Annotated in this window: 21 protein-coding genes and 1 riboswitch; of the genes, 9 read left to right on the forward strand and 12 right to left on the reverse strand. The window is 74.7% G+C overall.

What is annotated here, in order from left to right:
- Positions 1-3: 3 nt before the first annotated feature.
- Positions 4-846, forward strand: a complete 843-nt coding sequence (locus LG634_RS29545) for an aldo/keto reductase (protein WP_308072696.1) — start codon at positions 4-6, stop codon at positions 844-846.
- A 150-nt stretch (positions 847-996) separates the two neighbouring features.
- On the opposite strand, the gene LG634_RS29550 is transcribed toward LG634_RS29545, so the two are convergent.
- Positions 997-1929, reverse strand: coding sequence for an AraC family transcriptional regulator (locus tag LG634_RS29550; protein WP_226738176.1), 933 nt, complete (start codon positions 1927-1929; stop codon positions 997-999).
- Between the two features lie 116 nt (positions 1930-2045).
- On the opposite strand from LG634_RS29550, the gene LG634_RS29555 reads away from it, so the two are divergent.
- Positions 2046-2903, forward strand: a complete 858-nt coding sequence (locus LG634_RS29555) for a Rossmann-fold NAD(P)-binding domain-containing protein (RefSeq protein ID WP_226738178.1) — start codon at positions 2046-2048, stop codon at positions 2901-2903.
- Positions 2904-2983: 80 nt separating this feature from the next.
- Here LG634_RS29555 and LG634_RS29560 read toward each other — a convergent pair whose 3' ends face one another.
- Positions 2984-3724 carry a class I SAM-dependent methyltransferase gene (locus LG634_RS29560; RefSeq protein ID WP_226738179.1) on the reverse strand — a complete coding sequence of 247 codons (741 nt, stop codon included), beginning with the start codon at positions 3722-3724 and terminating at the stop codon, positions 2984-2986.
- Positions 3724-4029 carry a 4a-hydroxytetrahydrobiopterin dehydratase gene (locus tag LG634_RS29565; protein WP_226738181.1) on the reverse strand — a complete coding sequence of 102 codons (306 nt, stop codon included), beginning with the start codon at positions 4027-4029 and terminating at the stop codon, positions 3724-3726. Before LG634_RS29565 ends, LG634_RS29560 begins: the two co-directional genes overlap by 1 nt.
- 171 nt (positions 4030-4200) lie before the next feature.
- Between LG634_RS29565 and LG634_RS29570 the strand changes: the two genes are divergently transcribed.
- Together LG634_RS29570 and LG634_RS29575 are read left to right on the forward strand one after the other, a co-directional pair.
- Positions 4201-5991: a hydroxysqualene dehydroxylase gene (locus tag LG634_RS29570; protein ID WP_226738183.1), complete on the forward strand. Its 1791-nt coding sequence runs from the start codon at positions 4201-4203 to the stop codon at positions 5989-5991.
- Between the two features lie 23 nt (positions 5992-6014).
- Positions 6015-6812 carry a helix-turn-helix domain-containing protein gene (locus LG634_RS29575; RefSeq protein ID WP_226738185.1) on the forward strand — a complete coding sequence of 266 codons (798 nt, stop codon included), beginning with the start codon at positions 6015-6017 and terminating at the stop codon, positions 6810-6812.
- Here the strand turns inward: LG634_RS29575 and LG634_RS29580 are convergent.
- Both LG634_RS29580 and LG634_RS29585 read right to left on the reverse strand, forming a co-directional pair.
- A complete protein-coding gene (locus LG634_RS29580; RefSeq protein ID WP_226738187.1) occupies positions 6798-7214 on the reverse strand; it encodes a hypothetical protein in 417 nt (138 codons plus the stop codon). The genes LG634_RS29575 and LG634_RS29580 overlap by 15 nt on opposite strands.
- A 214-nt stretch (positions 7215-7428) precedes the next feature.
- On the reverse strand, positions 7429-8271 hold the full coding sequence (locus LG634_RS29585) for a bifunctional 5,10-methylenetetrahydrofolate dehydrogenase/5,10-methenyltetrahydrofolate cyclohydrolase (RefSeq protein WP_226738211.1): 843 nt from the start codon (positions 8269-8271) through the stop codon (positions 7429-7431).
- A gap of 61 nt (positions 8272-8332) precedes the next feature.
- Positions 8333-8424, reverse strand: a riboswitch (ZMP/ZTP riboswitch).
- Positions 8425-8484: 60 nt separating this feature from the next.
- Here LG634_RS29585 and LG634_RS29590 point away from each other — a divergent pair.
- Together LG634_RS29590 and LG634_RS29595 are read left to right on the forward strand one after the other, a co-directional pair.
- Positions 8485-9246 carry a class I SAM-dependent methyltransferase gene (locus tag LG634_RS29590; protein WP_226738189.1) on the forward strand — a complete coding sequence of 254 codons (762 nt, stop codon included), beginning with the start codon at positions 8485-8487 and terminating at the stop codon, positions 9244-9246.
- A gap of 214 nt (positions 9247-9460) precedes the next feature.
- Entirely contained in the window at positions 9461-11038 is a 1578-nt protein-coding gene (locus LG634_RS29595; RefSeq protein ID WP_226738191.1) for an RNA polymerase sigma factor, read from the forward strand.
- 57 nt (positions 11039-11095) lie between these two features.
- On the opposite strand, the gene LG634_RS29600 is transcribed toward LG634_RS29595, so the two are convergent.
- The 4 genes from LG634_RS29600 to LG634_RS29615 all read right to left on the reverse strand — a co-directional run bounded on the left by LG634_RS29600 (position 11096) and on the right by LG634_RS29615 (position 15798).
- Positions 11096-11542, reverse strand: coding sequence for an SRPBCC family protein (locus tag LG634_RS29600; protein WP_226738193.1), 447 nt, complete (start codon positions 11540-11542; stop codon positions 11096-11098).
- Between the two features lie 116 nt (positions 11543-11658).
- Positions 11659-13065, reverse strand: coding sequence for an amino acid permease (locus tag LG634_RS29605; protein WP_226738194.1), 1407 nt, complete (start codon positions 13063-13065; stop codon positions 11659-11661).
- Positions 13066-13171: 106 nt separating this feature from the next.
- Entirely contained in the window at positions 13172-15250 is a 2079-nt protein-coding gene (locus tag LG634_RS29610) for a phage holin family protein (RefSeq protein WP_226738196.1), read from the reverse strand.
- A 143-nt stretch (positions 15251-15393) separates the two neighbouring features.
- Entirely contained in the window at positions 15394-15798 is a 405-nt protein-coding gene (locus LG634_RS29615; protein WP_226738197.1) for a hypothetical protein, read from the reverse strand.
- A gap of 171 nt (positions 15799-15969) precedes the next feature.
- On the opposite strand from LG634_RS29615, the gene LG634_RS29620 reads away from it, so the two are divergent.
- A complete protein-coding gene (locus LG634_RS29620) occupies positions 15970-16734 on the forward strand; it encodes an MBL fold metallo-hydrolase (protein ID WP_226738198.1) in 765 nt (254 codons plus the stop codon).
- The gene (locus tag LG634_RS29625; RefSeq protein ID WP_226738199.1) at positions 16734-17390 is read left to right on the forward strand and encodes a DedA family protein; all 657 of its coding nucleotides are present in this window, start codon (positions 16734-16736) and stop codon (positions 17388-17390) included. The genes LG634_RS29620 and LG634_RS29625 overlap by 1 nt, the downstream gene beginning before the upstream one ends.
- On the opposite strand, the gene LG634_RS29630 is transcribed toward LG634_RS29625, so the two are convergent.
- The 3 genes from LG634_RS29630 to LG634_RS29640 form a co-directional block, all read right to left on the reverse strand.
- Complete coding sequence (locus LG634_RS29630) at positions 17350-18411, reverse strand: MBL fold metallo-hydrolase (RefSeq protein ID WP_226738201.1); 1062 nt, start codon at positions 18409-18411, stop codon at positions 17350-17352. The genes LG634_RS29625 and LG634_RS29630 overlap by 41 nt on opposite strands.
- A gap of 32 nt (positions 18412-18443) precedes the next feature.
- Positions 18444-19661, reverse strand: coding sequence for an aminotransferase class I/II-fold pyridoxal phosphate-dependent enzyme (locus LG634_RS29635; RefSeq protein ID WP_226738213.1), 1218 nt, complete (start codon positions 19659-19661; stop codon positions 18444-18446).
- 134 nt (positions 19662-19795) lie between these two features.
- Positions 19796-20380: a TIGR03086 family metal-binding protein gene (locus LG634_RS29640; protein WP_372482514.1), complete on the reverse strand. Its 585-nt coding sequence runs from the start codon at positions 20378-20380 to the stop codon at positions 19796-19798.
- A 176-nt stretch (positions 20381-20556) separates the two neighbouring features.
- Here LG634_RS29640 and LG634_RS29645 point away from each other — a divergent pair, with 176 nt between their 5' ends.
- Positions 20557-21378 carry a class I SAM-dependent methyltransferase gene (locus LG634_RS29645; protein WP_226738205.1) on the forward strand — a complete coding sequence of 274 codons (822 nt, stop codon included), beginning with the start codon at positions 20557-20559 and terminating at the stop codon, positions 21376-21378.
- The last annotated feature ends 383 nt before the right edge of the window (positions 21379-21761 follow it).

Genomic DNA, 21761 nt, shown 5'->3' on the forward strand with positions numbered 1-21761 from the left:
GACGTGAACCAGGTCCCCACCATCAAGCTCAACAACGGCACGCTGATGCCCCAGCTCGGCTTCGGCGTCTGGCAGGTGCCGGACGACGAGGCGACGGCCACGGTCGCGACGGCGCTGGAGGCCGGCTACCGCAGCATCGACACGGCCGCCGTGTACGAGAACGAGACCGGGACCGGCCGGGCCATCGCCGCCGCCGGTCTGCCCCGCGAAGAGCTGTTCGTCACGACGAAGCTGTGGAACAGCGGCACCGAGTCCTGGGGCCGCGACAACGTGCTGCGCGAGTTCGACGCCTCCCTCACCCGCCTCGGCCTCGACTACGTGGACCTGTACCTGATCCACTGGCCGCGCCCGATGCGCGGCGACTACCCGGCCATCTGGAAGGCGTTCGAGGAGATCGCCGCGAGCGGCCGCGCCAAGGCCGTCGGCGTGTCGAACTTCAAGCCCGTCCACCTGGACCGGCTGCGCGAGGAGAGCGACCTCGTCCCCGCGGTCAACCAGGTCGAGCTGCACCCGTTCCTGTCCCAGCCGGAGCTGCGCGCCTTCCACCAGGAGCGCGGCATCGCCACCATGGCCTGGTCCCCGCTGGGCCAGGGCAAGGACCTGCTGGCCAGCCCGGCCGTGCTGGCCGCGGCCGAGAAGCACGGCCGCAGCGCTGCGCAGGTCGTCCTGCGCTGGCACGTCCAGCTCGGCAACATCGCCATCCCGAAGTCCGTCACCCCGTCCCGGATCCGCGAGAACCTCGACGTGTTCGGCTTCGAGCTCGACGCCGAGGACCTCGCCGCCCTCGACGCCCTGAACACGGGCACCCGGATCGGCCCGGACCCGGACGGCTTCGACTGGAATTGAAGGACCCGGGCCCGGCGCCGGGCCGCCCGACTGGTCCGGCGCGCCCTGTCGCCGGGTCTGCCCGGACGGCTGAGACGCCACTGAACCCGCCTTCCCCGTACGGGTGTTGCCGCGGGGCCCGGAATCCGGGCCCCGCCGGCCCCGGCACCGTCAGACCCGCGCGCGGTGCCCGCTCGGGCTGATGCCGCGCACCCGCTTGAAGGCCGAACTCAGTGCGAACGAGCCGCTGTAGCCGACCTTGCGGGCCACCGCGTCCAGCGTGTCGTCGGTGTCCCGCAGCAGGTCCGCGGCCAACGCGAGCCGCCAGCCGGTCAGATAAGCCATCGGCGGCTCGCCCACCAGCTCGGCGAAGCGGCGCGCGAACGCCGCGCGGGACATCCCGACGGCGGCGGCCAGCGAGGCCACCGTCCACGGCCGGGCCGGCTGGTCCTGGAGCAGCCGCAGCGCCCCGCCGATCACAGGATCACCCAACGCCCGGTACCAGCCCGGAGGTTCACCCTCGGGCCGGGAGAACCAGGTACGCAGGACGTCGATCAGCATGAGGTCGAGCAGCCGGTCGAGCACCACCTCCTGCCCCGGCTGGTCCTTGGCCGCCTCGGCGTCGAGGAGCGGCCCGAACGGACAGTCCGCGAGCCCGCCGGGCATCGCCAGCAGCGGCGGCAGGGCGTTCAGCAGCCGGCCGCCGATCTCGCCGGCCATCCGGTACGTGCCGACCAGCAGCGCGTCGTCCCCGTCGGTCCGGTCACCCCAGGTGCGCACGCCGAGCTGCATCACCGAGCCCAGCGGCTCCCCCGCCGGACCGGTGCACTGCCCCTCGGGGTCCACGAACACCCTCGGCGCCCGGCCCGGCGCGTCACACACGGTGTACGGGGCGGGGCCGCGGGCCAGGGCCACCCCGCCCGGTCCGAGGCGGACCGGTGCCCCGTCCTCGGGCTCGATCCACACCTCCCCGCGCCGGACGAGCATCACGCACAGCGCGGCCCGGTCCTCGATGCGCACGGACCACGGCGCCTGCATCACCATCCGCAGCAGGAACGCGCCCTGCGCCCGCGGCCCGTTCAGCAGTCCGGTCAACGCGTCCACGGGCCGAGCGTAGGCGATCGCGTGCCGGAAGGGGGCGCCCCCGTCGTGGACGCCCGGACATGCGGGCGAGCCTCGGGGACATGGCTCACCGGGCCGGGCGCCGCCAGTCTGGACGCATGACGAACACGACGGAGAACACTCGGCCCGGGACCACGCGACCGGAGACCGTCCTGGTGACGACGGCGACCGGCAAGACCGGCCGGCGGGTCGCACAGCGGCTGGCGGACCTCGGGCACACCGTGCGGGCGGGCTCCCGTACCGGCCCGGTCCGCTTCGACTGGGCGGACGAGACGACCTGGGGGCCGGCACTGGCCGGCGCGGACCGCGCGTACGTGGCGTTCCACCCGGACCTGGCCGCCCCGGCGGCGGCGCCCGCGCTGCGGGAGTTCGGCCGGATCGCAGCCGCCCACGGGGTACGGCGGCTGGTGGTGCTGTCCGGCCGGGGCGAGCCGGAGGCGGTGGCGGCGGAGCGGGCGCTGGGCGCCTCGGGGGCCGAGGTGACGGCGGTACGGGCGAGCTTCTTCGCGGAGAACTTCAGCGAGGGCTTCTTCGTGGACGGCATCCTCGCCGGCGAACTCCCCTTCCCCGCCGGGGAGGTGGCCGAACCGTTCATCCTCGCGGACGACCTCGCGGACGTCCTGGTGGCCACCCTCACCGACCGGGCGGCCACCGGCGTGGTGCACGAGGTCACCGGCCCGCAGGCGCTCACGTTCGCGGAGGCGGTGGCCGAGATCGGGCGGGCGACGGGCCGCGCGATCCGCTACGTCCCGGTGTCGGGTCCCGCGTACGCCGCGCTCCTGGAGCGGTACGGACTTCCCGCGGCGGAAGCGCACTTCCTGTCGGCCCTGTTCACTCAGCTCCTCGACGGCCACAACTCGCTGCCGGCGGACGGCGTCAAGCAGGTCCTCGGGCGCGACCCGCGTCCCTTCGCGGCGTACGCCGCCGAGGCGGCGGCCGCGGGCGCCTGGTCCTGACCGCGCGGCGGGCCCCTGCCGACTCCGGCCCCGCCGGCGTGTGAAGCGCGGGGGTCCGGGGCCGGGGCCCCGGGGCCGGATCAGGCCGTGCGCCGGAAGGCCACCAGCCGGTACCGCGGCTCGCCCCGCCTCCGCTCCGGATCCGGCAACGACTCCAGCTCCCCCGCCAAGGCCGCCGCAGAGGTCCGCGGCCGCACCCGGGACGCGTACCGCCCCGCCCGCACCGCCTCGGCCGCCTCCCGCGGGCTGCACCCCTGCCCGCTGCCGTGGAAGCCGGTCTCCCCGACCGGGACCAGCCCGCAGACCACCCCGGCCCGCACCACGTCCGCCCACGCATCCGCCGGATCACCCGTCAGATGCGGCGCCAGCACGGCATCGATGTCCGACCCGACGTCGTGCGCCGCATCCTTGTCGACCGTCGCGAGGAACACCCCGCCGGGCCGCAGCACCCGCGCCACCTCCGCCACGACCGCTCCGAGCAGCCCCGGCTCCCGCAGCAGGTGCAGCAGCCAGACCGCGCTGACCGCGTCGAGCGACCCGCCCGCGAACGGCAGCCGGGTGCCGTCCGCCAGCACCACCGGCACGCCCCGCGCCCCCGCCCGCCGCAGCATCCCGTACGACGGGTCCGCCCCCAGCACCCGCAGCCCCGGCCGCCCCAGCCGGGCCGTGACGATGCCGGTGCCGCACGCGAGGTCCAGCAGGGTGCGGGCGGTCGCGGGCAGCAGCGCGTGCACCGCGGCCGCGGCGGCCTCCGCCCGGGGTTCGCCGCCGCGGGTCCGGTCGTAGGCCTCGGCCTCGGCGTCGTAGTCGACGAGCGTCATCAGCGTGCACCGTGCCCGGGGGCCAGCGCCTCCACCCGCTCGGCGAGGGCGAAGTCCTGCTCGGTGACCGCACCGCCTGCGGCGTGCGTGTTCACGGTGAGGCGCACCGAGTGGTAGCCGAGGGTGAGGTCGGAGTGGTGGTCGAGCTCGTCCTGCACGGCGGCGATGCCCATCACGAGCGCGGCGGCGGCGAAGTGCGTGCCGAGCTGGTACGTACGGGCGATCCGGTCGCCCTCCTGCGACCAGCCGGGCAGCTCCCGCAGCCGGTCCTCGATCTCCTTCTGGGACAGCGGCTCCATGGCCATGTGCGTCTCCTCCCGTGATCGTCGGTGCCCCAGCCTCGCACACGCGGACCCCGGGGGAAGCTTTCGCGCCATATGCGTCGCGGGTTCCGTCCGCGCCTTCCGTGGCGGGCGTGACGCTCCTATGCTCCTGCGCCGAACGCGACTGTTACCGGCGGTAGCTAGGGGTGGCGGATGACTTCGAGACGTACGTTCATGGCAGGCGTGGCCGCGGGTACGGCGGCGGTCGGCGCCCTCCCGGCCGGAGCGGCGGCCGCTGCGGAAGCGCCGGGCGCGACCGGATCCGGATCCGCTGCCGGAGCAGCCGGCCGGCGCGTCGCGGTCCTCGGCGGCGGGGTCGCCGGCCTGACCGCCGCCCACGAACTCGCCGAGCGCGGCTACGCCGTGACGGTCTACGAGCGCCGCGCCCTGGGCGGCAAGGCGCGCAGCATGGACGTCCCGGACAGCGCCCGCGGCGGCCGCCGTCCGCTGCCCGCCGAGCACGGCTTCCGGTTCATCCCGGGGATCTACCACAACCTGCCGGACACGATGCGGCGGATCCCGTTCGACGGGAACCCGAACGGCGTGTGGGACAACCTGGTCGCCCCGCCCGAGATGATGTTCGCGCGCAGCGGCGGCCGCGAGGACCTGCGCGGGCCGATCCCCTGGCCGGGCCACGAGCCCGCCGGCCTGGACGTCGACGAGCTGCGGCGGGCACTGACCGGGCTGCTGGAGACCTTCTTCCGGCTGCCGCTGCACGAGACCGCGTACTTCGTCGACCGGGTCCTGGTGTTCATGACCAGCTGCGACGAGCGCCGCGACGAGGTGTGGGAGCGCACCCCCTGGTGGGAGTTCACCCGCGCCTCCCGGATGTCGTACGAGTACCAGCGGATCCTCGCGATCGGCGTCACCCGCAACATCGTGGCCACGAAGGCCGAGGAGGCTTCCACCCGAACCGTCGGCGCCCTCGGCGAGGCGTTCGTGTTCAACCTGCTCGGCCGCGGCGCGGACGGCGCGCCGGACCGCATCCTCAACCTGCCGACGAACGAGGCCTGGATCGACCCCTGGGAGGCCCATCTGCGTTCCCTGGGCGTCGAGTTCAGGATCGGCTGGACGGTGCGCGAGGTCCGGTACGGGGACGGCCGGATCACTGGGGTCACGATGGCGGACCCGTCCGGGGCGGCGCGGACGGTGACCGCCGACCACTACGTCTCGGCGCTGCCGGTGGAGCACGCGCGGCGCACCTGGGGGCCGGCACTGCGGGCCGCCGACCCGATGCTCGGGCGGTGCGACCGGCTGCAGACCGACTGGATGACCGGCATCCAGTTCTACCTGACCGAACGCGCCCCGCTGGTCCACGGGCACCTCAACTGCATCGACTCCCCCTGGTCGCTGACGGCGATCCAGCAGGCGGAGCACTGGCCGGACCGCGACTTCCCGGCGGACTACGGCGACGGCACGGCCGTCGACTGCCTGTCGGTGGACATCTCCGAGTGGGACAGGCCGGGGATGCTGTACGGGAAGACGGCGAAGCAGTGCACCCGCGAGGAGGTCGCCCGCGAGGTCTGGGCCCAGCTGAAGGCCGCCCTCAACGATTCGGGCCGTACCGTGCTGCGCGACGGCGCCCTGCACTCCTGGCACCTGGACCCCGGCGTCGACGGCCTCGGCACCCCGCACCCGGTGAACCAGGACGAGCTGCTGATCCACCCGGTCGGCACCCTCCACAACCGCCCGACCGCGGACACCCGCATCCCCGGATTCTTCCTGTGCGGGGACTACGTGTCCGTGGACATCGACCTGGCGACGATGGAGGGCGCCAATGCGTCGGCCCGTGCCGCCGTCAACGCCCTTCTGGAGCAGGACGGTTCGACGGCAGACCGGTGCCGGGTGGTGCCGATGTACCGGCCGCCGGAGCTGGAGCCGCTGCGCCGGCACGACCGGCTGCGGTACCGGCTGGGCTTGCGGAACGTGTTCGACCTCGGCTGACCCGGCTCGGCTACTGTCACGGCATGACGACCCGCAAACCGGCCGTGACCGTGGGGCAGTTGCTGCGTACGTGGCGGGAGCGGCGCGGGATCAGCCAGCTCGAACTGGCGAACCGCGCCGACTCCTCGTCCCGGCACATCAGCTTCGTGGAGACGGGCCGCTCCCGGCCCGGCGAGGAACTGCTGCTGCGCCTGGCGGACCGCCTCGACATCCCCGTACGGGAGCGCAACGCCCTGCTGCTGGCGGCCGGTTACGCCCCGCACTACGCCGAGACCCCGCTGTCCGACCCGTCGATGGGGCTGCTGCGGGAGGGCCTGGAGCGGCTGCTGACGGGGTACGAGCCGTACCCGGCGCTGGTGGTCGACGCCACCTACCACGTGGTCGCCGCCAACCGCGGCATCGCGATGCTCCTGGACGGCCTCCCGGAGCACCTGCTGACACCGCCGCTCAACGCGATGCGCATCACCCTGCACCCGGAGGGCCTGGCGCCGCGCATCCGCAACCTCCCCGAGTGGCGCGGGCACCTGCTGGCCCAGATGGAGCGCCAGATCGCGCTGGCCCGCTCGGAGCCGCTGCGCGCGCTGTACGAGGAGGTGTCCGCGTATCCGGTGGCGGAGCGCGTCCCGGCGGCCGCCGCCGACCCGGTGCCGTACTTCGCGCTCCCGCTGGTCATCGAGCACGACGGGCACGTGCTGTCGTTCGTCTCGTCCATCTCGACGTTCAACACCCCGATGGACGTCACCGTCGCCGAGCTGGCCATCGAAACCATGCTCCCGGCCGACCCGGCCACGGCGAAGTACCTCCACTCAGCGGGACATTGACCTCAGGGCGAGCCACTGCACCAGCGCGAACCCCGCGACGACGGCCGCCTGCGCGACGATCCACACCGCGCCGGCGACGGTCGGCGACACCCACGCGCCCAGGGCCACCAGGCTCGCCACCACCCACGCGGTGTTCGCCTCGACCACGAACGTCACGCCCCCGGCCGGCGGCCGCTGCCGGGAGGCCAGCCACCCGACCCCCGCCCCGAACACCACGAGGAACACCCCGATCCCGAGCAGCACCCCCCGCCCGACCCCGAGCTCCCGCCCGACCGCCCCGGAGAACACGGCATACCCCACCCCGTTCCCCGCAGTGACCACCGCATCCACCCCCAGCACCCGCCGCAACGCAACCCGCGGCTCGTCGGTACGGGTAATGGTGCCGATCAGCGCCATGGACATGGGCCATCCTCCCAGGGTCGGCAAACACGCAGGTGGGGCCGGGTCCGGGGGCGAGTGCGCGCCTCCGGAACCCGATGTCCCCAGCCTGCCGGGCCCGCCCCGGAGGGTCGATTACCCCGGAGGTCATGCCTGCGGCCGGCCCCGTCCCCCGGACACGGCGCCGCCCCCGGGCCCGTGCCGGGCTCGGGGGCGGTGGGGCCGGGGGCCGGGTGGGTCAGATGAGGTCGGTCAGGCCGGCCTGGTGGGCGGCGGCGGTGACCGTCTGCTCCAGGAGGACGGCGATGGTCATCGGACCCACGCCTCCGGGGACCGGGGTGATCAGGGAGGCGCGGGTGGCGGCGGACTCGAAGTGGACGTCGCCGACGTTGCCCTCGTTGTAGCCGGCGTCCAGGACGACCGCGCCCGGCTTGATGTCCTCGCCGCGGATGAATTCGGCCTTGCCGACGGCAGCGACCAGGACGTCGGCCTGGCGGACGATCGAGGAGAGGTCCTTGGTACGGGAGTGGCAGTAGGTGACGGTGGCGTTCTTCTCCAGCAGGAGCATGCCGGCCGGCTTGCCGAGGATGGCGCTGCGGCCGACGACCACGGCGTGCTTGCCGGTGAGGTCCACGTCGTAGGCGGCGAGCAGGCGCATGATGCCGCCGGGGGTGCAGGACTCGAAGCCCGGCAGGCCGAAGCCCATGGCGGCGAAGGAGTGCATGGTGACGCCGTCGACGTCCTTGCCGGGGGCGATGGCCTCGAAGGCGGCGCGCTCGTCGATGTGGTGCGGCACCGGGTGCTGCAGCAGGATGCCGCTGACCTCGGGGTCCTCGGAGAGCGCCGTGATCGTGGCGACGAGTTCCTCGGTGGTGGTCTCGGCGGGCAGCGCCACGTGGCGGGAGGTGATGCCCGCCTTGGCGCAGCGGTTCTGCTTCATCCGTACGTAGGTCACGGACGCCGGGTCCTCGCCGACGAGGACCGTGGCCAGGCAGGGGGCTTTGCCGGTGCGCTCGGTGATCGCGGCGGCACGCACGGCGGTCTGCTCGGTGATCGTGCGGGCGACGGCGGTGCCGTCCATCAGGCGGGCGGTCTCGGTCTGGGCAGTCGTCACGGGGTCTCCTGAACGTCGCTGCGGGATCGCGGTTCGCCCAGGCGCGCGGCATCGACGCACGGGGTGCGCCGGGCCGCTCCCCGGTGGTGATCCACCCAAGCGCCAGTCACGGCCCGCCGTCCAGCCTACCCAATGGGAATCCGGTGGCCGAGCAGCCCTCCATACTGGGACGATCAACATATGACACCTGTTTTCGACGCATTGGTGGCGGAAGCCGAGTCGGTCTCGGTCGAAGGCTGGGACTTCTCCTGGCTGGACGGCCGGGCCAGCGAGCAGCGGCCCTCCTGGGGCTACCAGCGGCTGCTGGGCGAGAAGCTGGCCCGGGCCGGGGCCGCCCTGGACCTGCAGACCGGCGGCGGCGAGGTGCTGGCGGGCGCCGGCCCGCTGCCCCGGCTGATGGTGGCCACCGAGGGCTGGCCGCCGAACGTGGACCGGGCCACCCGGCTGCTGCACCCCCTCGGCGCCGTCGTGGTCGCCCACGACGACGCGACGCCGCTGCCCTTCGGGGACGAGTCGTTCGACCTGGTGGTGAGCCGGCACCCGGTGGACATCCACTGGGCGGAGATCTCCCGGGTGCTGCGGCCGGGCGGTACGTACTTCTCCCAGCAGGTCGGGCCGGCGAGCGTCTTCGAGCTGGTCGAGTACTTCCTCGGGCCGCAGCCGGAGGAGGTCCGGCGGGCCCGGCACCCCGACGACGCGGCGGCCGACGCGGCGGCGGCCGGGCTGGAGGTGACGGACCTCCGCTCGGAACGGCTGCGCACCGAGTTCGGCGACATCGGTGCCGTGATCTACTTCCTCCGGAAGGTGATCTGGATGGTTCCGGACTTCACGGTCGGCCACTACCGTGACCGGTTGCGGAACCTGCACGAGCGGATCGAACGAGAGGGCCCCTTCGTCGCCCACACGGCACGATTCCTGATCGAGGCCCGCAAACCGGAATGATCCGGAAGGCCTCGGCGTTGGAATTGTGGCACCTGCTTCCCGGCAGCGTGGCGCAGGTCACTCAATTCCGTGCGTAACGCTTCGACTCGGGCACACGATGAACCGACAGGTGTCCTCGCGCGGCCCGCGGCACCGACCCCGGCAGGGGCCGGTTTCGGCCGTCGCGCGATGATGTCCCGCCCGTCCTTTGTCTGTTCGCAACGAGAGGCTCCTTGTGTCGCTCAGCCCGTCCCGTACGTTCCCTCCGGAGATCGCCGAATCCGAGGCCCTCGTCGCGCTCGTCGAGCGCGGCCGCGAGCAGGGTCACATCAACGGTGACGACGTGCGCCAGGCCTTCGAGGCCGGCCGCATCCCGGTGGACCAGTGGAAGCGGGTCCTGCGCAGCCTGAACCAGGTGCTGGACGAGGAGGGTGTCGCGCTGCACGTCAGCGCGGCCCCCGCCGCCAAGACCGCTGCGAAGAAGCCGCGCAAGGCTGCCGCGGCGCCCGCTCGCACGACCGTCAAGAAGACGGCCGCCGCCCCCCGCCCGATCGGTGCCCGCAAGACGGCCGCCGCGCCCGCTCCGGCCGCGGCCGCCTCCGCCGCCGCGGCGGCGATATCGGCACAGCCGGCCGGCGCGGAGGCCGACGACGCCGCCGCCGAGCCCAAGAAGCGCGTGGTCAAGAAGGCCGCCGCGAAGAAGACCGTGGCCAAGAAGACCGCGGCCAAGAAGACCACCGCGAAGGACGCCGACCCGGACGGCGTCGAGATCGAGGGCGAGGACTGGACCGAGGACCTCGCGGACGAGGCCGAGGAGGAGGCTCCGAAGGCCGCCGGCCAGGGCTTCGTGCTGTCCGACGAGGACGACGACGACGCCCCGGCGCAGACCGTCATGGTCGCCGGTGCCACCGCCGACCCGGTCAAGGACTACCTGAAGCTGATCGGCAAGGTGCCGCTCCTCAACGCCGAGCAGGAGGTCGAGCTCGCCAAGCGCATCGAGGCGGGCCTGTTCTCCGAGTACAAGCTCGAAGAGGAGGAGGACCACAAGCCCGCGTTCAAGCGCGAGCTGGAGATCCTGGTCGAGGACGGCCGCCGGGCCAAGAACCACCTGCTGGAGGCCAACCTCCGCCTCGTGGTCTCGCTGGCCAAGCGCTACACCGGCCGCGGCATGCTGTTCCTGGACCTGATCCAGGAGGGCAACGTCGGTCTGATCCGCGCGGTGGAGAAGTTCGACTACACCAAGGGCTTCAAGTTCTCCACGTACGCCACCTGGTGGATCCGCCAGGCGATCACGCGTGCGATGGCGGACCAGTCGCGCACCATCCGCATCCCGGTGCACATGGTCGAGATCATCAACAAGCTCGCCCGCGTGCAGCGCCAGATGCTCCAGGACCTGGGCCGCGAGCCCACCCCGGAGGAGCTGGGCAAGGAGCTCGACATGACCCCCGAGAAGGTCATCGAGGTCCAGAAGTACGGCCGCGAACCGATCTCCCTGCACACCCCGCTGGGTGAGGAGGGCGACAGCGAGTTCGGTGACCTCATCGAGGACTCCGAGGCCGTCGTCCCGGCGGACGCCGTGTCCTTCACGTTCCTCCAGGAGCAGCTCCAGTCGATCCTGGGCACGCTCTCGGAGCGCGAGGCGGGCGTGGTCTCGATGCGGTACGGCCTGAACGACGGCCAGCCGAAGACGCTGGACGAGATCGGCCGCGTCTACGGGGTCACCCGTGAGCGGATCCGGCAGATCGAGTCCAAGACCATGTCGAAGCTGCGCCACCCGTCACGGTCCCAGGTCCTGCGCGACTACCTCGACTGATCCGGCCCCCGGCCGGAAGGCCGGGATCCGGGCATCCGGGAAGCGAAGAGCCGTCGCTCAGTGCTCCAGCAGGTCCTTCAGCCGGGCCTCGTTGCGCGGCATCTCCTTGCGCGCGTGCGGCCGTACGACCAGCGGTACGAAGGCCTTGCCGAGGCCGTGGCCCTCCAGGTGGAGGTCGAGGGTCACCCGGGACCGGGTCCCGCCGTCGAGCGGCTCGATGGTGCCTTGGACGTCACCCTCGACAGGGCCGCCGCCGACGCTGTGCAGGTGCCAGCTGCGCGGCGGGTCCAGCTCGGTGATCTCCATGGTCATCGGGAACTTCCTGCCGGCCATCTGCCGGGTGATCTGCACCCGGGACCCGACGGCCGGCGGTCCCTCGCCGAGCGGGGTGGCCGCGACCGCGCTCTCCTGCCACTCCGGCATGTGCCGGAGATCCGTCATGTAGGCAAACACGTCTGCGGGCGTACGGGAGATCTCGATGGTCTCCTTGATGGCGGCGGACATGGCGCCCCCTTCACTGCCCCCTGGTGGTCGTGATCGTCCCGATCGTGCGCGGATGTCCCTTCACCCGAAGGGTCCCACGGTGCACCGTGCACCGCCACAGGGGGCAGCCCGGGGTTTCAGGACTCGCGGTCCGCGGCCGCGGCGCGCTCCTTGCGGGCCGCCATCCACGCGTACACGAGGATGCCGCAGAACAGGAACAGGACGCCCTGGTAGACGGCCGCGTACCCGGAGCCGGCGACCAGCCAGAGCGAGAAGGCGCAGGCCGCGCCCGCCAGCACGGCGTCGCGCACCAGCCGGCCGCGGTGCACCCGGTCGGGCTGTCCCGAGACCAGGAAGTACACCTGCGCGGCCGTGGCCAGCAGGTACGGAACGGTGGCGGTGAAGGTGGTCACCAGGACCAGGATCTCGAAGACGCCCTCGGAGCCCGCCGCGTAGTTGAAGACGGTCAGCGCGGACGCCAGCACCACGGTGACCAGGACGCCGAACACCGGGACGCCCCGCCGCCGGGCCAGGAACGGCTTCGGGAACAGCCCGTCGCGGGCCGCGGCGTACGGGACCTGGGCGCTGAGCAGGGTCCAGCCGTTGAGGGCGCCGACCACGGAGACCACGGCCGCGCAGGCCACGGCGGTGCCGCCCCAGCCGCCGCCGAACATGGCGTTCACGGCGTCGGAGAACGGCGCCTGGGACCCGGTGAGCCGGTCGTGCGGCACCAGGCCGAATACGGACAGCGTGCCCAGCAGGTAGACCAGGGCGGCGGCGCAGGTGCCCAGCACGGTCGCCCGGCCGACGTTGCGGCGCGGGTCGCGGACCTCGCCCGCGCTGACCGCGGCGGACTCCACTCCGAGGTAGCTGAACAGCAGGATCGCAGCGGAGGCCGAGACCGCGCCGACCGCGGAGGAGTCGTCGGCGCGGAACGGGCCGAGGTTCGCCGGGTCGAAGAAGAACAGGCCGCCGACGGCGACCAGCAGCAGCGGGGCGAACTTCAGCACCGTGGCCACCAGCTGCACCGCGCCCACGTACCGGGTGCCGGCGAAGTTGGCCGCCGCGGGCAGCCACTGCACGGCCAGCGCGGCCAGGCACATCGTCCAGGCGTGCTCCCCGACGGCCGGGAACAGCACGGCGAGGTAGCCGACGGCGGCCACGGCCAGGGCCGCGTTCGAGACCCAGCCGGTGACCCAGTAGCTCCAGGCGGAGAGGAACCCGGCGAAGTCGCCGAAGGCCGCGCGGGCGTACACGTACGGGCCGCCGGTCTGCGGGTGCCGGTCGGCGAGCCGGCCGAAGACCAGCGCGAGGCAGATCGCGCCGAGGGTCAGCACCCCGAAGGCGACCAGGCTGATGGTGCCGAACGGCGCCACCGAGGCGGGGAGCAGGAAGATCCCGCCGCCGACGATGTTGCCCATGACCAGGGCGGTGGCGACGGGCAGCCCGAACCGGCGGGTGTGGCGGCCGTCGGCCGCGGGGGCGGCCCGGTCGGGGTCGGCGGACGGCACGGTGGCCGGTGCGGTGGCCTGTTCTACGGCCATGGGGGCGGCGCCTTACGTTTCACATGGTGAACACATCACATGGTGGACAAACCCGAATATCGTGGGGGCTGCCCGGTCCCCCGCCAAATCGCCGCTCTTCGTCCCGTCAGGACGGCGGACCAGACGGAAGTGTTCCGGTTTCGGACACCTCCGGCCGCTGATCTTCCACCGGTCCCCGGCTCTCCCGCGCGTCCGCCAGCCAGCCCCGCAGCACCGTGTGCACCTGCTCCGCGCCGGACACCGGCCCCGCAGGCTCCGGCAGGTCCGTGGGCCACATCAGGAAGGCGTGGCCCTGCTCGCCGCCCAGCCCGCCGTGCGAGCCGATCTGCTCCTCGAAGGCGTGTACGGCCCCGGTGTGCGGGTCGTACGCGGAGTTCACCATGACGTCCGCGACGTGCGGGAACCCGTCGGTGCGCCGCACCGCGTCGGCCGCGCCCGGCCCGAACTCCGCGAGCAGCGCCTCCGCCGCCCCCGGCACGTCCAGCCGGGCCTCCGCACCGTGCGGCCCCAGCAGCACGCCGGTGCCGTCGTTCCCGCGGACCAGCAGGAAGCCGACGCCGGGATGGTTGGCGAGGGTGGCCAGCAGGGCCGGGTGGCGGCGCTCGATCTGCCCGCGGGTCAGCCGGTACGCCACGTCGGGGAACGAGATCAGCGCCAGGTTCCCCGAGGCCAGCACCACCGGGTCGAAGCCGCGCCCCGGCCGGGCCTCCTCGCCCTCCTCCACCGGCCGGTGCAGGGCCGCGAGGACCGCCGCGCGGGCCTCCGAGCCGCTGGGGGTGCGCCGGGCCCGGCGCCGTACGGGCAGCCCGCAGCCGGCCCGGACCAGGTCGCGCAGGGTCAGTCCGAAGCGGCCGAGGAAGGTCTCGCCGGGGCTCTGCCCGTGGTCGGACAGCAGCACGATCCGGTACGGGCGCGGCGCGTGCGCGGTGACCTTCACGATCATCTCGACGCTGCGGTCGAGGCGGCGCAGCACCTGGAGGGCGTCCCGGCTGCGCGGCCCGGAGTGGTGGGCGACCTCGTCGTAGCCGACGAGGTCGGCGTAGACGGCGGCGCGGCCGGCGAGCACGTCGCCGATGACGGCGGCCACCACGACGTCGCGCTCGACCACGGTGGCGAAGGCGCGGATGAACGGGTACAGCCCGCCGCGCCCGACCCGCGGGTGGTCGCCGCGCAGCCGGGCCCGGACGGACTGGGTCATCTCGCGGACCACCTCGGCGGCCAGCGAGAGTGCGGTGCGGACCGCGTTGGCCGGGTCGGAGAAGTACGCGAAGTAGCCGGCGCGGGAGCGGGTGCCCCGGCCGCGGCGGGCGGAGACCGACAGGACCAGGGCGAGCTGGCCGGCGCCGCCGCCGAAGAGGTTGCCGCGGCTGGCGCCGTCGGCGGCGAGCAGGCCGGCGCTGCGGGTGCGCAGGACGGCGCGCCGCTGGAGTTCGGCGGCGCTGGTGGGCCGGTTGCAGACGACGGTCTCGCCGGTCTCCTTCTCGTACCAGCGGAACGCGGGCACGTCGAAGTTGGAGCCGTGCAGGATGCCGAGCTGGCTGGCGCCGGTCTGGCTGGACCAGTCGGTGCGCCAGGGAGCGAGGCGGTGGGTTGTGTCGAGCAGCCCGGCGGTGGCGGGCATCAGCCCGGTGGCGACGGCGTGCCGCAGTACCTCGTGGCCGACGCCGTCGAGCTGGAGGAAGACGGTGCCGGGCCGGTCCTCGGGCGGGGCGGCGGGGCCGCGGCGGCGCCGGCGGTCGGCGAGCCGGGACAGCCGGCGCCGGTACGCCTCGTCGTCGCGCACCGCCAGGGCGGTCGAGGTGGCGGAGGCGACGGCGGACATGACGGCGGCGACGACCACGGCGGTCCGCGGGTCGGCGGAGCCCCGGCCGTCCGGGATGAGGTCGAGGGCGATGAGCAGCAGCGAGCCGTTGAGGAAGAACACGAGCAGCCCGAGGACCAGGGCCGGCACCAGCAGCAGGGCGCGTACCAGCACGGGCCACACCAGGGCGCTGAGCAGGCCGAACGCGCCGGCGCCCCAGGCGGCGGTGAGGGCGGTGCGGGTGATGCTGTCGCCGTCGGCGGACTGCAGCCGGAAGTCGGGCAGCAGCCCGGCCAGGGCCAGCATGGTCAGGGTGGACACCGCCCACACCACGGCCACCCGCAGCAGGGCGCTGCCCGCCTTCCGCCATCCCCCGCCGCGCACGCCGCCGCCACCTCGCTCCCGGGCCCGCTCCGGGCCGACGGGCCTGCCTCCCAGCGTCGCACGGGGCGGGGGCGGCCGGGGGCCGGCGGTGGGTGCGGCGGGTCGGCGTGCCGGGTCCGCGTGCCGGGCGTGCCGGGCCGGCGTCAGGTGCCGTCGTAGCCGGCCGTCGGCATGGACAGGCGGCGGTGCACCTCGGCCTTCATGGCGGGGGTGTACGCGGGCTCGTCCTGACCGACGGTTTCCAGCCGTACGCCGCGGCGCTCGCACTCGGCCGTGAACTCGTCGACGGAGCGCAGGGCGCGGGCCAGGACCCGCCGGCTGGGGGCGACGAACAGGTCGACCTGGCCGCTGTCGACGTCCGTCCAGAGGCCGATGTGGTCGGCCCGCAGCCCGTAGAAGAGCAGCTGGCGGGTCACGACGTACCCCTGGTCGGCGGCCCAGCGTGCGCACACGGCGTGCTGGCTGCGGGTGTCGACCGCGAAGGGGTCGATGTCGAGTTCCTCAAGCGGGGCCAGGCTGGCGATCGCGGCCACGCGCACCTCATCCATGCCGCCCGACCCTACTCCGCCCGGGGCCCCGCGAGGAGGGGTAAACCAAGCCCTTCGGGGCGCACGCGGACGGCACGCTCCGGCAGCCAGGCCCTAGGCTCGGGGTGAGCGGCCGTGGGCCGGCGCCCGGTGCGGGTGCGGTCCGCGGGGCGTGGACGGAAGGGGTGCCGCATGACGGTGGGGATCACCTGGTGGGGTCATGCGACCTGCACGGTCGAGGACTCGGGGATGCGGCTGCTGACGGATCCCCTGTTCGCCCGCCGGCTGGCCCACCTGCGGCGACGGGCCGGAGCGGTGCCGCCGGCCGCGGCGGCGGTGGCGGATGCGGTGCTGGTGTCGCACCTGCACGCCGACCACCTGCACCTCCCGTCGCTGGCGCGGCTGGCGCCGGGCACCCGGGTGCTGGTGCCGCGGGGGGCGCGGCGCGCGGTGCCGGGGCTGGCGCGGCTGCGCGGGCTGCGGATCACGGAGGTGGCGCCCGGGGACGCGGTGGCGGTCGGGGCGCTGGAGGTACGGGCGGTGAGCGCACGGCACGACGGGCGGCGGCTGCCGTTCGGCCCGCACCGCTGCCCGGCGCTCGGGTACGTGGTGGCGGGCGAGGCGCGGACGTACTTCGCCGGGGACACCGGACTGTTCGACGCGATGGCGGACGAGGTGGGGCCGGTGGACCTGGCGCTGCTGCCGGTGGGCGGCTGGGGTCCGTTCCTCGGTCCGGGGCACCTGGACGCGGGGGCGGCGGCGCGGGCGCTGGCCGCGCTGGGCCCGGCCGCGGCGGTGCCGGTGCACTACGGGACGTACTGGCCGGTCGGGCTGGACGCGGTGCGGCCGCACGAGTTCCACGCACCGGGCGAGGAGTTCGCACGGCAGGCGGGCCTGCTGGCGCCGACGGTGGAGGTGCACCGGCCGGGGCACGGCGAACGGGTGGTGGCCGGCTGATGCTGGGCGATCTGGCGGCGGAGGCGACCGGGTGGTTCACCGGGCCGGCCGGGCAGGTGACGGGGCCGGTGCCGGCGGAGTCCACCCAGCAGGCGGTGGGGTATCCGGCACTGTTCGTGCTGGTGGCACTGGGTGCGCTGGTGCCGGTCATCCCGACGGGGGCGCTGGTCAGTACGGCGGCGGTGGTGGCGCTGCACCACCAGACCCTGCCGGCCGGGCTGCTGCTGGTGTTCCTGCTGGCGGCGCTGGGCGCGTTCGCGGGCGATCTGGCCCTGTACTGGCTGGGCCGGCGCGGCACCAGGTCGCAGGGCGGGTCGCGGGCGCTGGCACGGCTGGAGGCCCGGGTGTCCGCGGACCGGCTGGCGGCCGCCCAGGTGCGGCTGCGCGAGCACGGCGTGGCGGTGCTGGTGCTGTCCCGGCTGATCCCGGCGGGCCGGATCCCGGTGATGCTGGCCTGCCTGCTGGCCCGGATGCCGGTACGGGAGTTCGCCCGCGGCGACGCCCCGGCCGCTCTGGCGTGGGCGGCGACGTACCAGCTGATCGGGATCCTGGGCGGGTCGCTGTTCGACGAGCCCTGGCAGGGCGTGGTCCTGGCGGTCGGGCTGGCCCTGCTGGTCAGCGCGGCCCCGGCGGGCTGGCGACGGCTGCGGGGCTGACCAGGGTGCGGGAGCCGCCGACCGGCAGGTCCCAGAGGGCGTCGCGGGGCAGTCCGGCCCGGTCCCAGGCGGCCCGGACCCGGCGCAGCGGTTCGAGGACGGGTTCGGCGGAGAGCACGAAGGTGGCCCAGTGCATGGGCGCCATGCGCCGGGCGCCGAGGTCGAGGCAGGCCTGGACGGCCTCCTCGGGGTCGGCGTGCACCTCGCGCAGCCACCAGCGGGGGGCGTAGGCGCCGATCGGCAGCAGTGCCAGGTCGATGCCGGGATGTCGGCGGCCGATCTCGGCGAACCAGTGGCCGTACCCGGTGTCGCCGGCGAAGTAGATCCGGTGCCCGGCCGGACCGGTGGCCACCCAGCCGCCCCACAGGGTCCGGCAGGTGTCGAGCAGCGAGCGCTTGGACCAGTGATGGGCGGGCACGAACTCGAAGCGGACGCCGCCCAGGTCGACCGCCTCCCACCAGTCGAGTTCGGTGACGGCGGTGAACCCGCGGCGCCGGCACCAGCGGGCCAGCCCGGCGGGCACCAGCAGCGGGGTGTGGCGGGGCAGCCGGCGCAGGGTGGGCGCGTCGAGGTGGTCGTAGTGGTTGTGGCTGATCAGTACGGCGTCCACGGGCGGGACGTCCTCCCAGCGGACCCCGACGGGTGTCAGCCGGGCCGGGGTGCCGAGGATCTTCCGGGACCACACCGGGTCGGTGAGGACGGTCAGCCCGCCGATCCGCAGGATCCAGCTGGCGTGCCCGGCCCAGGTGACCGCGGCGCCCCCGGCGGCCACGGGCGGCAGCGGGGCGGGCGCGTACGGCAGGTCGGGGATGCCGCGCAGGCCCTCGGGGTCGGGCCGGAACGCGCCCTCCCGGGCCAGCCGGGCGAACCCCCGCATCCCGGGCAGCGGCGCGGTCAGCCGGTCCGCGAAGGACCGCGGCCACCTCCGCAGCTCCCCCAGCGGCCGCACCCCGGCCCGGGCGGCCGGCTCCGCGCGCACGCCGCCGGCCGCACGCGCGGTCCGGTCCGTCTGTTCCGTCATCGGGAGAACTCCATTCACGGGCCCTGGGCGGGTCAGGTGAGGCTGGTGAAGGCGGAGGCGAGGGTGGCCAGGGAGCGGCTGACGTGGGGCAGGGCGAGCGGGTCCTCTGCGGCGAGGGCGGCGAGCCGGTCCTCGGGGGTGTCGCCGAGGAGCGGGGCGGTGTCGAGGCGGACCCGCAGGGCCCCGAGTTCGTCGGCGAACCGCTGGGCGCCGGGGGCCGGCCGGCCGAGCCTGGCGCCGAGGAACTCCTCCAGCTCCAGCGCGTCGCCGACCCCCCGGCGGGCCAGCGCCGGACGCAGCGGGGACAGGTCGGCGTACAGGTGGCGGCCCGCCTGCGGGGGCAGCGCGAGGGCGCCGGCGGCCAGCAGCAGCCGGTGGGCCTCGGCGGCGATCCGGCCGTGCAGCCGGGCGGCGTCCCGGCTGCGGCCGGCGACCGGTCCGGGCTCGTCCAGGGCGTGTGCGGCGACCGCGGCCACGGGTGCAGCGAGCAGCGCGCCGGAGGCGGTCAGCACGTCGAGGGTGCGAGCGCGCAGCCCCTCGCCGCGGGGGGTGCCGGGGAACCGGGCGACGGCCGCGGGCCAGCCGCCGGGCAGCAGCGCCCCGCCGAGGTCGGCGAGGACGGTGACCTCCTCGGGGCACATCTCGGCGGGACTGACGAGAACGGTGTCGTGCGGCCGGTGGAGGGTGTCGCGCCAGGTCTCGTCGCTGACGACGGCCAGCCCTTCGAACACCGCGGCCTCGCAGGCCTCCCTGAGCACCTCGGGCGGGGCGACGGTGGCGGTCGGGTCGTCGGCGACGCTGAGCAGCAGCAGACCCGGGTCGCCGCCCTCCGCGCGGACCCTCCGTACGGTCTCCAGGAGGGCGTACGGGTCGGGTACGCCGCCGCATTCGGCGGGGGTCGGGACGTGGTAGGCGTGCCGGCCCAGCAGCCGGATCTGGGGGGTCCACCAGGCGGGGCAGGGCCGCGGCAGGAACACGTCGCCGCCGTGCGCGGCGATCACGGCGGCCAGCAGGGCGGGCGCGCCGGGGGCGGCGGCCACCCGGTCGGGGGGTGCGGCCAGGCCGCGCCGGCCCCAGAATCCGGCGGCGGCGGCCCGGACGGCCGCTCCGCCGCCGGGCGGCTCGGGTGCGGACCGGCCGGCCGCGGCGGCGAGGACGGCGACGAGTTCGGGCAGGACGGGCAGTCCGGCGTCGGGGGCGGGCGGGGCGTACCGGACGGGGCCGTGGTCCTCCGGTGCCGTGCGCCGCATCGTCCCCACCGCCTGTTCCGCCACTCCGCCAGACTCCACTGCCCCTTTATACGGACAAAAAACACATTCCGCGCCCGTTGGCGACCCAATCCTCGCCGCAGCCGACCGGGGTCCGGGGCGCGGCCCCGCGTCGCTCAGCCCCTGCGCCCGAGCAGCCCCAGGAGCCGCGTCTGCGCATCCGCACCGGCCGGCACTTCCAGCGGCTCCGCATACATCCCGCTGGCCGCCAGCCCGTCGACGTACGGCATGACCTCCTTGATGGAGAACTCGACGAGGTCCGCCGGCAACCGGTCGTCCGCCCCGATCCCCCGCGCGAGATCCCACGCGTGCACGACCACGTCGGCGGTCAGCTCCGAGCAGTACGCCATGGCCTTCGTGGGCCCGTACGACAGCTGGACGGTCCGTTCCAGCGCGCCGGGCGCGCCGAACGCCGCCACCGCACCGGCCGCCGCCCGGTCCCACGCCCCGGCCGGGTCCTCGCCCAGCAGGTCTCCGGACAGGCTCTCGCCGACCTCGGCCACCGTCTTGCCGTGGGTGACCAGCGGCGGCACCCACAGCTGCTCGCCGGTGACGTGGTTGACGAGGTCCCGGACGGTCCACTCGGTACACGGGGTCGGCGCGCCCCACTGGTCTTCGGTCACGGCATGCACCAGCCGGCCGTAGAGGGCGAGCGCCCGGCCGTGCTGTGCGAGGAGTGTGTCTGCCACGGTTCCCACCATCCTCCCGGGACACCCCTGTTCCCCACTGTCCCCGTACCCGGATTCGCGCGCCACCCGCCGCCCCAACACCCTTGCGCCGCAAGAGTGGTGTCCACATGTCAAAACGTCTATCTCATTCCTCGACATGATCGCCTACGGTGGTCCCAGCAGCAGGACGACGAGAGGGAGTTGCCGCGATGGGCACCGACGCACACCGTGAGACCGCCGTCTACACCCACGGGCACCACGAGTCGGTGCTCCGCTCGCACCGCTGGCGGACGGCGGAGAACTCGGCCGGCTACCTGATCGGCCGGCTGCGGCCCGGCATGTCCGTCCTGGACGTCGGCTGCGGGCCCGGCACCATCACGGCGGACCTGGCCTCGCTGGTCGCACCGGGCCGGGTGACCGCCGTCGACCACGCGGCGGACATCCTCGGGCAGGCCCGGGCGCACTGTGCGGAGCGGGGGCTGGACACGGTCGACTTCGCCGTGGCGGACGTGCACGCGCTGGACTTCCCGGACGACTCGTTCGACGTGGTCCACGCCCACCAGGTGCTGCAGCACGTGGGCGATCCGGTACGGGCGCTGCGCGAGATGCGGCGGGTGTGCCGGCCGGGCGGCATCGTGGCGGTGCGGGACGCGGACTATGCGGCCATGACCTGGCACCCGGCGTCGCCGGACATGGACGACTGGCTGGGGCTGTACGAGCGGGTGGCGCGGGCGAACGGCGGCGAGCCGGATGCGGGGCGGCGGCTGCGGTCGTGGGCGCTGGCCGCCGGGTTCTCGGCCGTGACGTGCTCGGCGACGGTCTGGTGCTTTGCGGACGAGGCGGACCGGGCGTGGTGGGGCGGGCTGTGGGCGGACCGCACCGTCGCCTCCTCCTACGCCGACCTCGCCGTCGCCGGCGGGCACGCGACGCGGGCTGACCTCGACCGGATCGCTGCCGCGTGGCGCGCGTGGTCCGCGGCGCCGGACGCCTGGTTCGCCGCCCTCCACGGCGAACTCCTCTGCACCCCCTGACCCCCGGGGTCTCCGCCCCCGGACCCCCCGGTCCTCAATCACCGGGCAGGCTGAATCTGCCCCCGCCGGGACTCAGCCTGCCTGTCCGGCGCCCGCGGCGCGGGACCTGGCCTCCGCGGCACCCTCCAGCCCGTCCGGCGCCCTCGGCACGGCCTCCGGCCTCCGCGTCGCCCCAGCCTCGCCGGCAACTTCCAGCCTCGCCGGCGCTTGAGGACCGGGGTCTGGGGCGGAGCCCCGAAATCCAGCCCCGCCGGCGCCCTCGGCACGGGGCCTCCGGCTCCGCCGTACAGTCCAGCCCGTCCGGCGTTTGAGGACCGGGGTGGGGGGCGGCCCCCCCGTTCGGGAAGGGGCGGGTAGGGGAAAAGCCCCGCAGGGTCCGGGGT

The sequence above is a fragment of the Streptomyces bambusae genome (assembly GCF_020532645.1).
In the GTDB taxonomy this organism is placed as follows: Bacteria; Actinomycetota; Actinomycetes; order Streptomycetales; family Streptomycetaceae; genus Streptomyces; species Streptomyces bambusae.

What these genes read in the sequence shown, in the direction of transcription:
- LG634_RS29555 (WP_226738178.1), top strand. Translation starts at nt 2,046, where the DNA reads ATGACGAACACGACGGAGAACACTCGGCCCGGGACCACGCGACCGGAG.
- LG634_RS29560 (WP_226738179.1), bottom strand. Translation starts at nt 3,724, where the DNA reads ATGACGCTCGTCGACTACGACGCCGAGGCCGAGGCCTACGACCGGACC.
- LG634_RS29565 (WP_226738181.1), bottom strand. Translation starts at nt 4,029, where the DNA reads ATGGCCATGGAGCCGCTGTCCCAGAAGGAGATCGAGGACCGGCTGCGG.
- LG634_RS29570 (WP_226738183.1), top strand. Translation starts at nt 4,201, where the DNA reads ATGACTTCGAGACGTACGTTCATGGCAGGCGTGGCCGCGGGTACGGCG.
- LG634_RS29575 (WP_226738185.1), top strand. Translation starts at nt 6,015, where the DNA reads ATGACGACCCGCAAACCGGCCGTGACCGTGGGGCAGTTGCTGCGTACG.
- LG634_RS29580 (WP_226738187.1), bottom strand. Translation starts at nt 7,214, where the DNA reads ATGTCCATGGCGCTGATCGGCACCATTACCCGTACCGACGAGCCGCGG.
- LG634_RS29585 (WP_226738211.1), bottom strand. Translation starts at nt 8,271, where the DNA reads ATGGACGGCACCGCCGTCGCCCGCACGATCACCGAGCAGACCGCCGTG.
- LG634_RS29590 (WP_226738189.1), top strand. Translation starts at nt 8,485, where the DNA reads ATGACACCTGTTTTCGACGCATTGGTGGCGGAAGCCGAGTCGGTCTCG.
- LG634_RS29600 (WP_226738193.1), bottom strand. Translation starts at nt 11,542, where the DNA reads ATGTCCGCCGCCATCAAGGAGACCATCGAGATCTCCCGTACGCCCGCA.
- LG634_RS29605 (WP_226738194.1), bottom strand. Translation starts at nt 13,065, where the DNA reads ATGGCCGTAGAACAGGCCACCGCACCGGCCACCGTGCCGTCCGCCGAC.
- LG634_RS29615 (WP_226738197.1), bottom strand. Translation starts at nt 15,798, where the DNA reads ATGGATGAGGTGCGCGTGGCCGCGATCGCCAGCCTGGCCCCGCTTGAG.
- LG634_RS29620 (WP_226738198.1), top strand. Translation starts at nt 15,970, where the DNA reads ATGACGGTGGGGATCACCTGGTGGGGTCATGCGACCTGCACGGTCGAG.
- LG634_RS29625 (WP_226738199.1), top strand. Translation starts at nt 16,734, where the DNA reads ATGCTGGGCGATCTGGCGGCGGAGGCGACCGGGTGGTTCACCGGGCCG.
- LG634_RS29630 (WP_226738201.1), bottom strand. Translation starts at nt 18,411, where the DNA reads ATGACGGAACAGACGGACCGGACCGCGCGTGCGGCCGGCGGCGTGCGC.
- LG634_RS29635 (WP_226738213.1), bottom strand. Translation starts at nt 19,661, where the DNA reads ATGCGGCGCACGGCACCGGAGGACCACGGCCCCGTCCGGTACGCCCCG.
- LG634_RS29640 (WP_372482514.1), bottom strand. Translation starts at nt 20,380, where the DNA reads ATGGTGGGAACCGTGGCAGACACACTCCTCGCACAGCACGGCCGGGCG.
- LG634_RS29645 (WP_226738205.1), top strand. Translation starts at nt 20,557, where the DNA reads ATGGGCACCGACGCACACCGTGAGACCGCCGTCTACACCCACGGGCAC.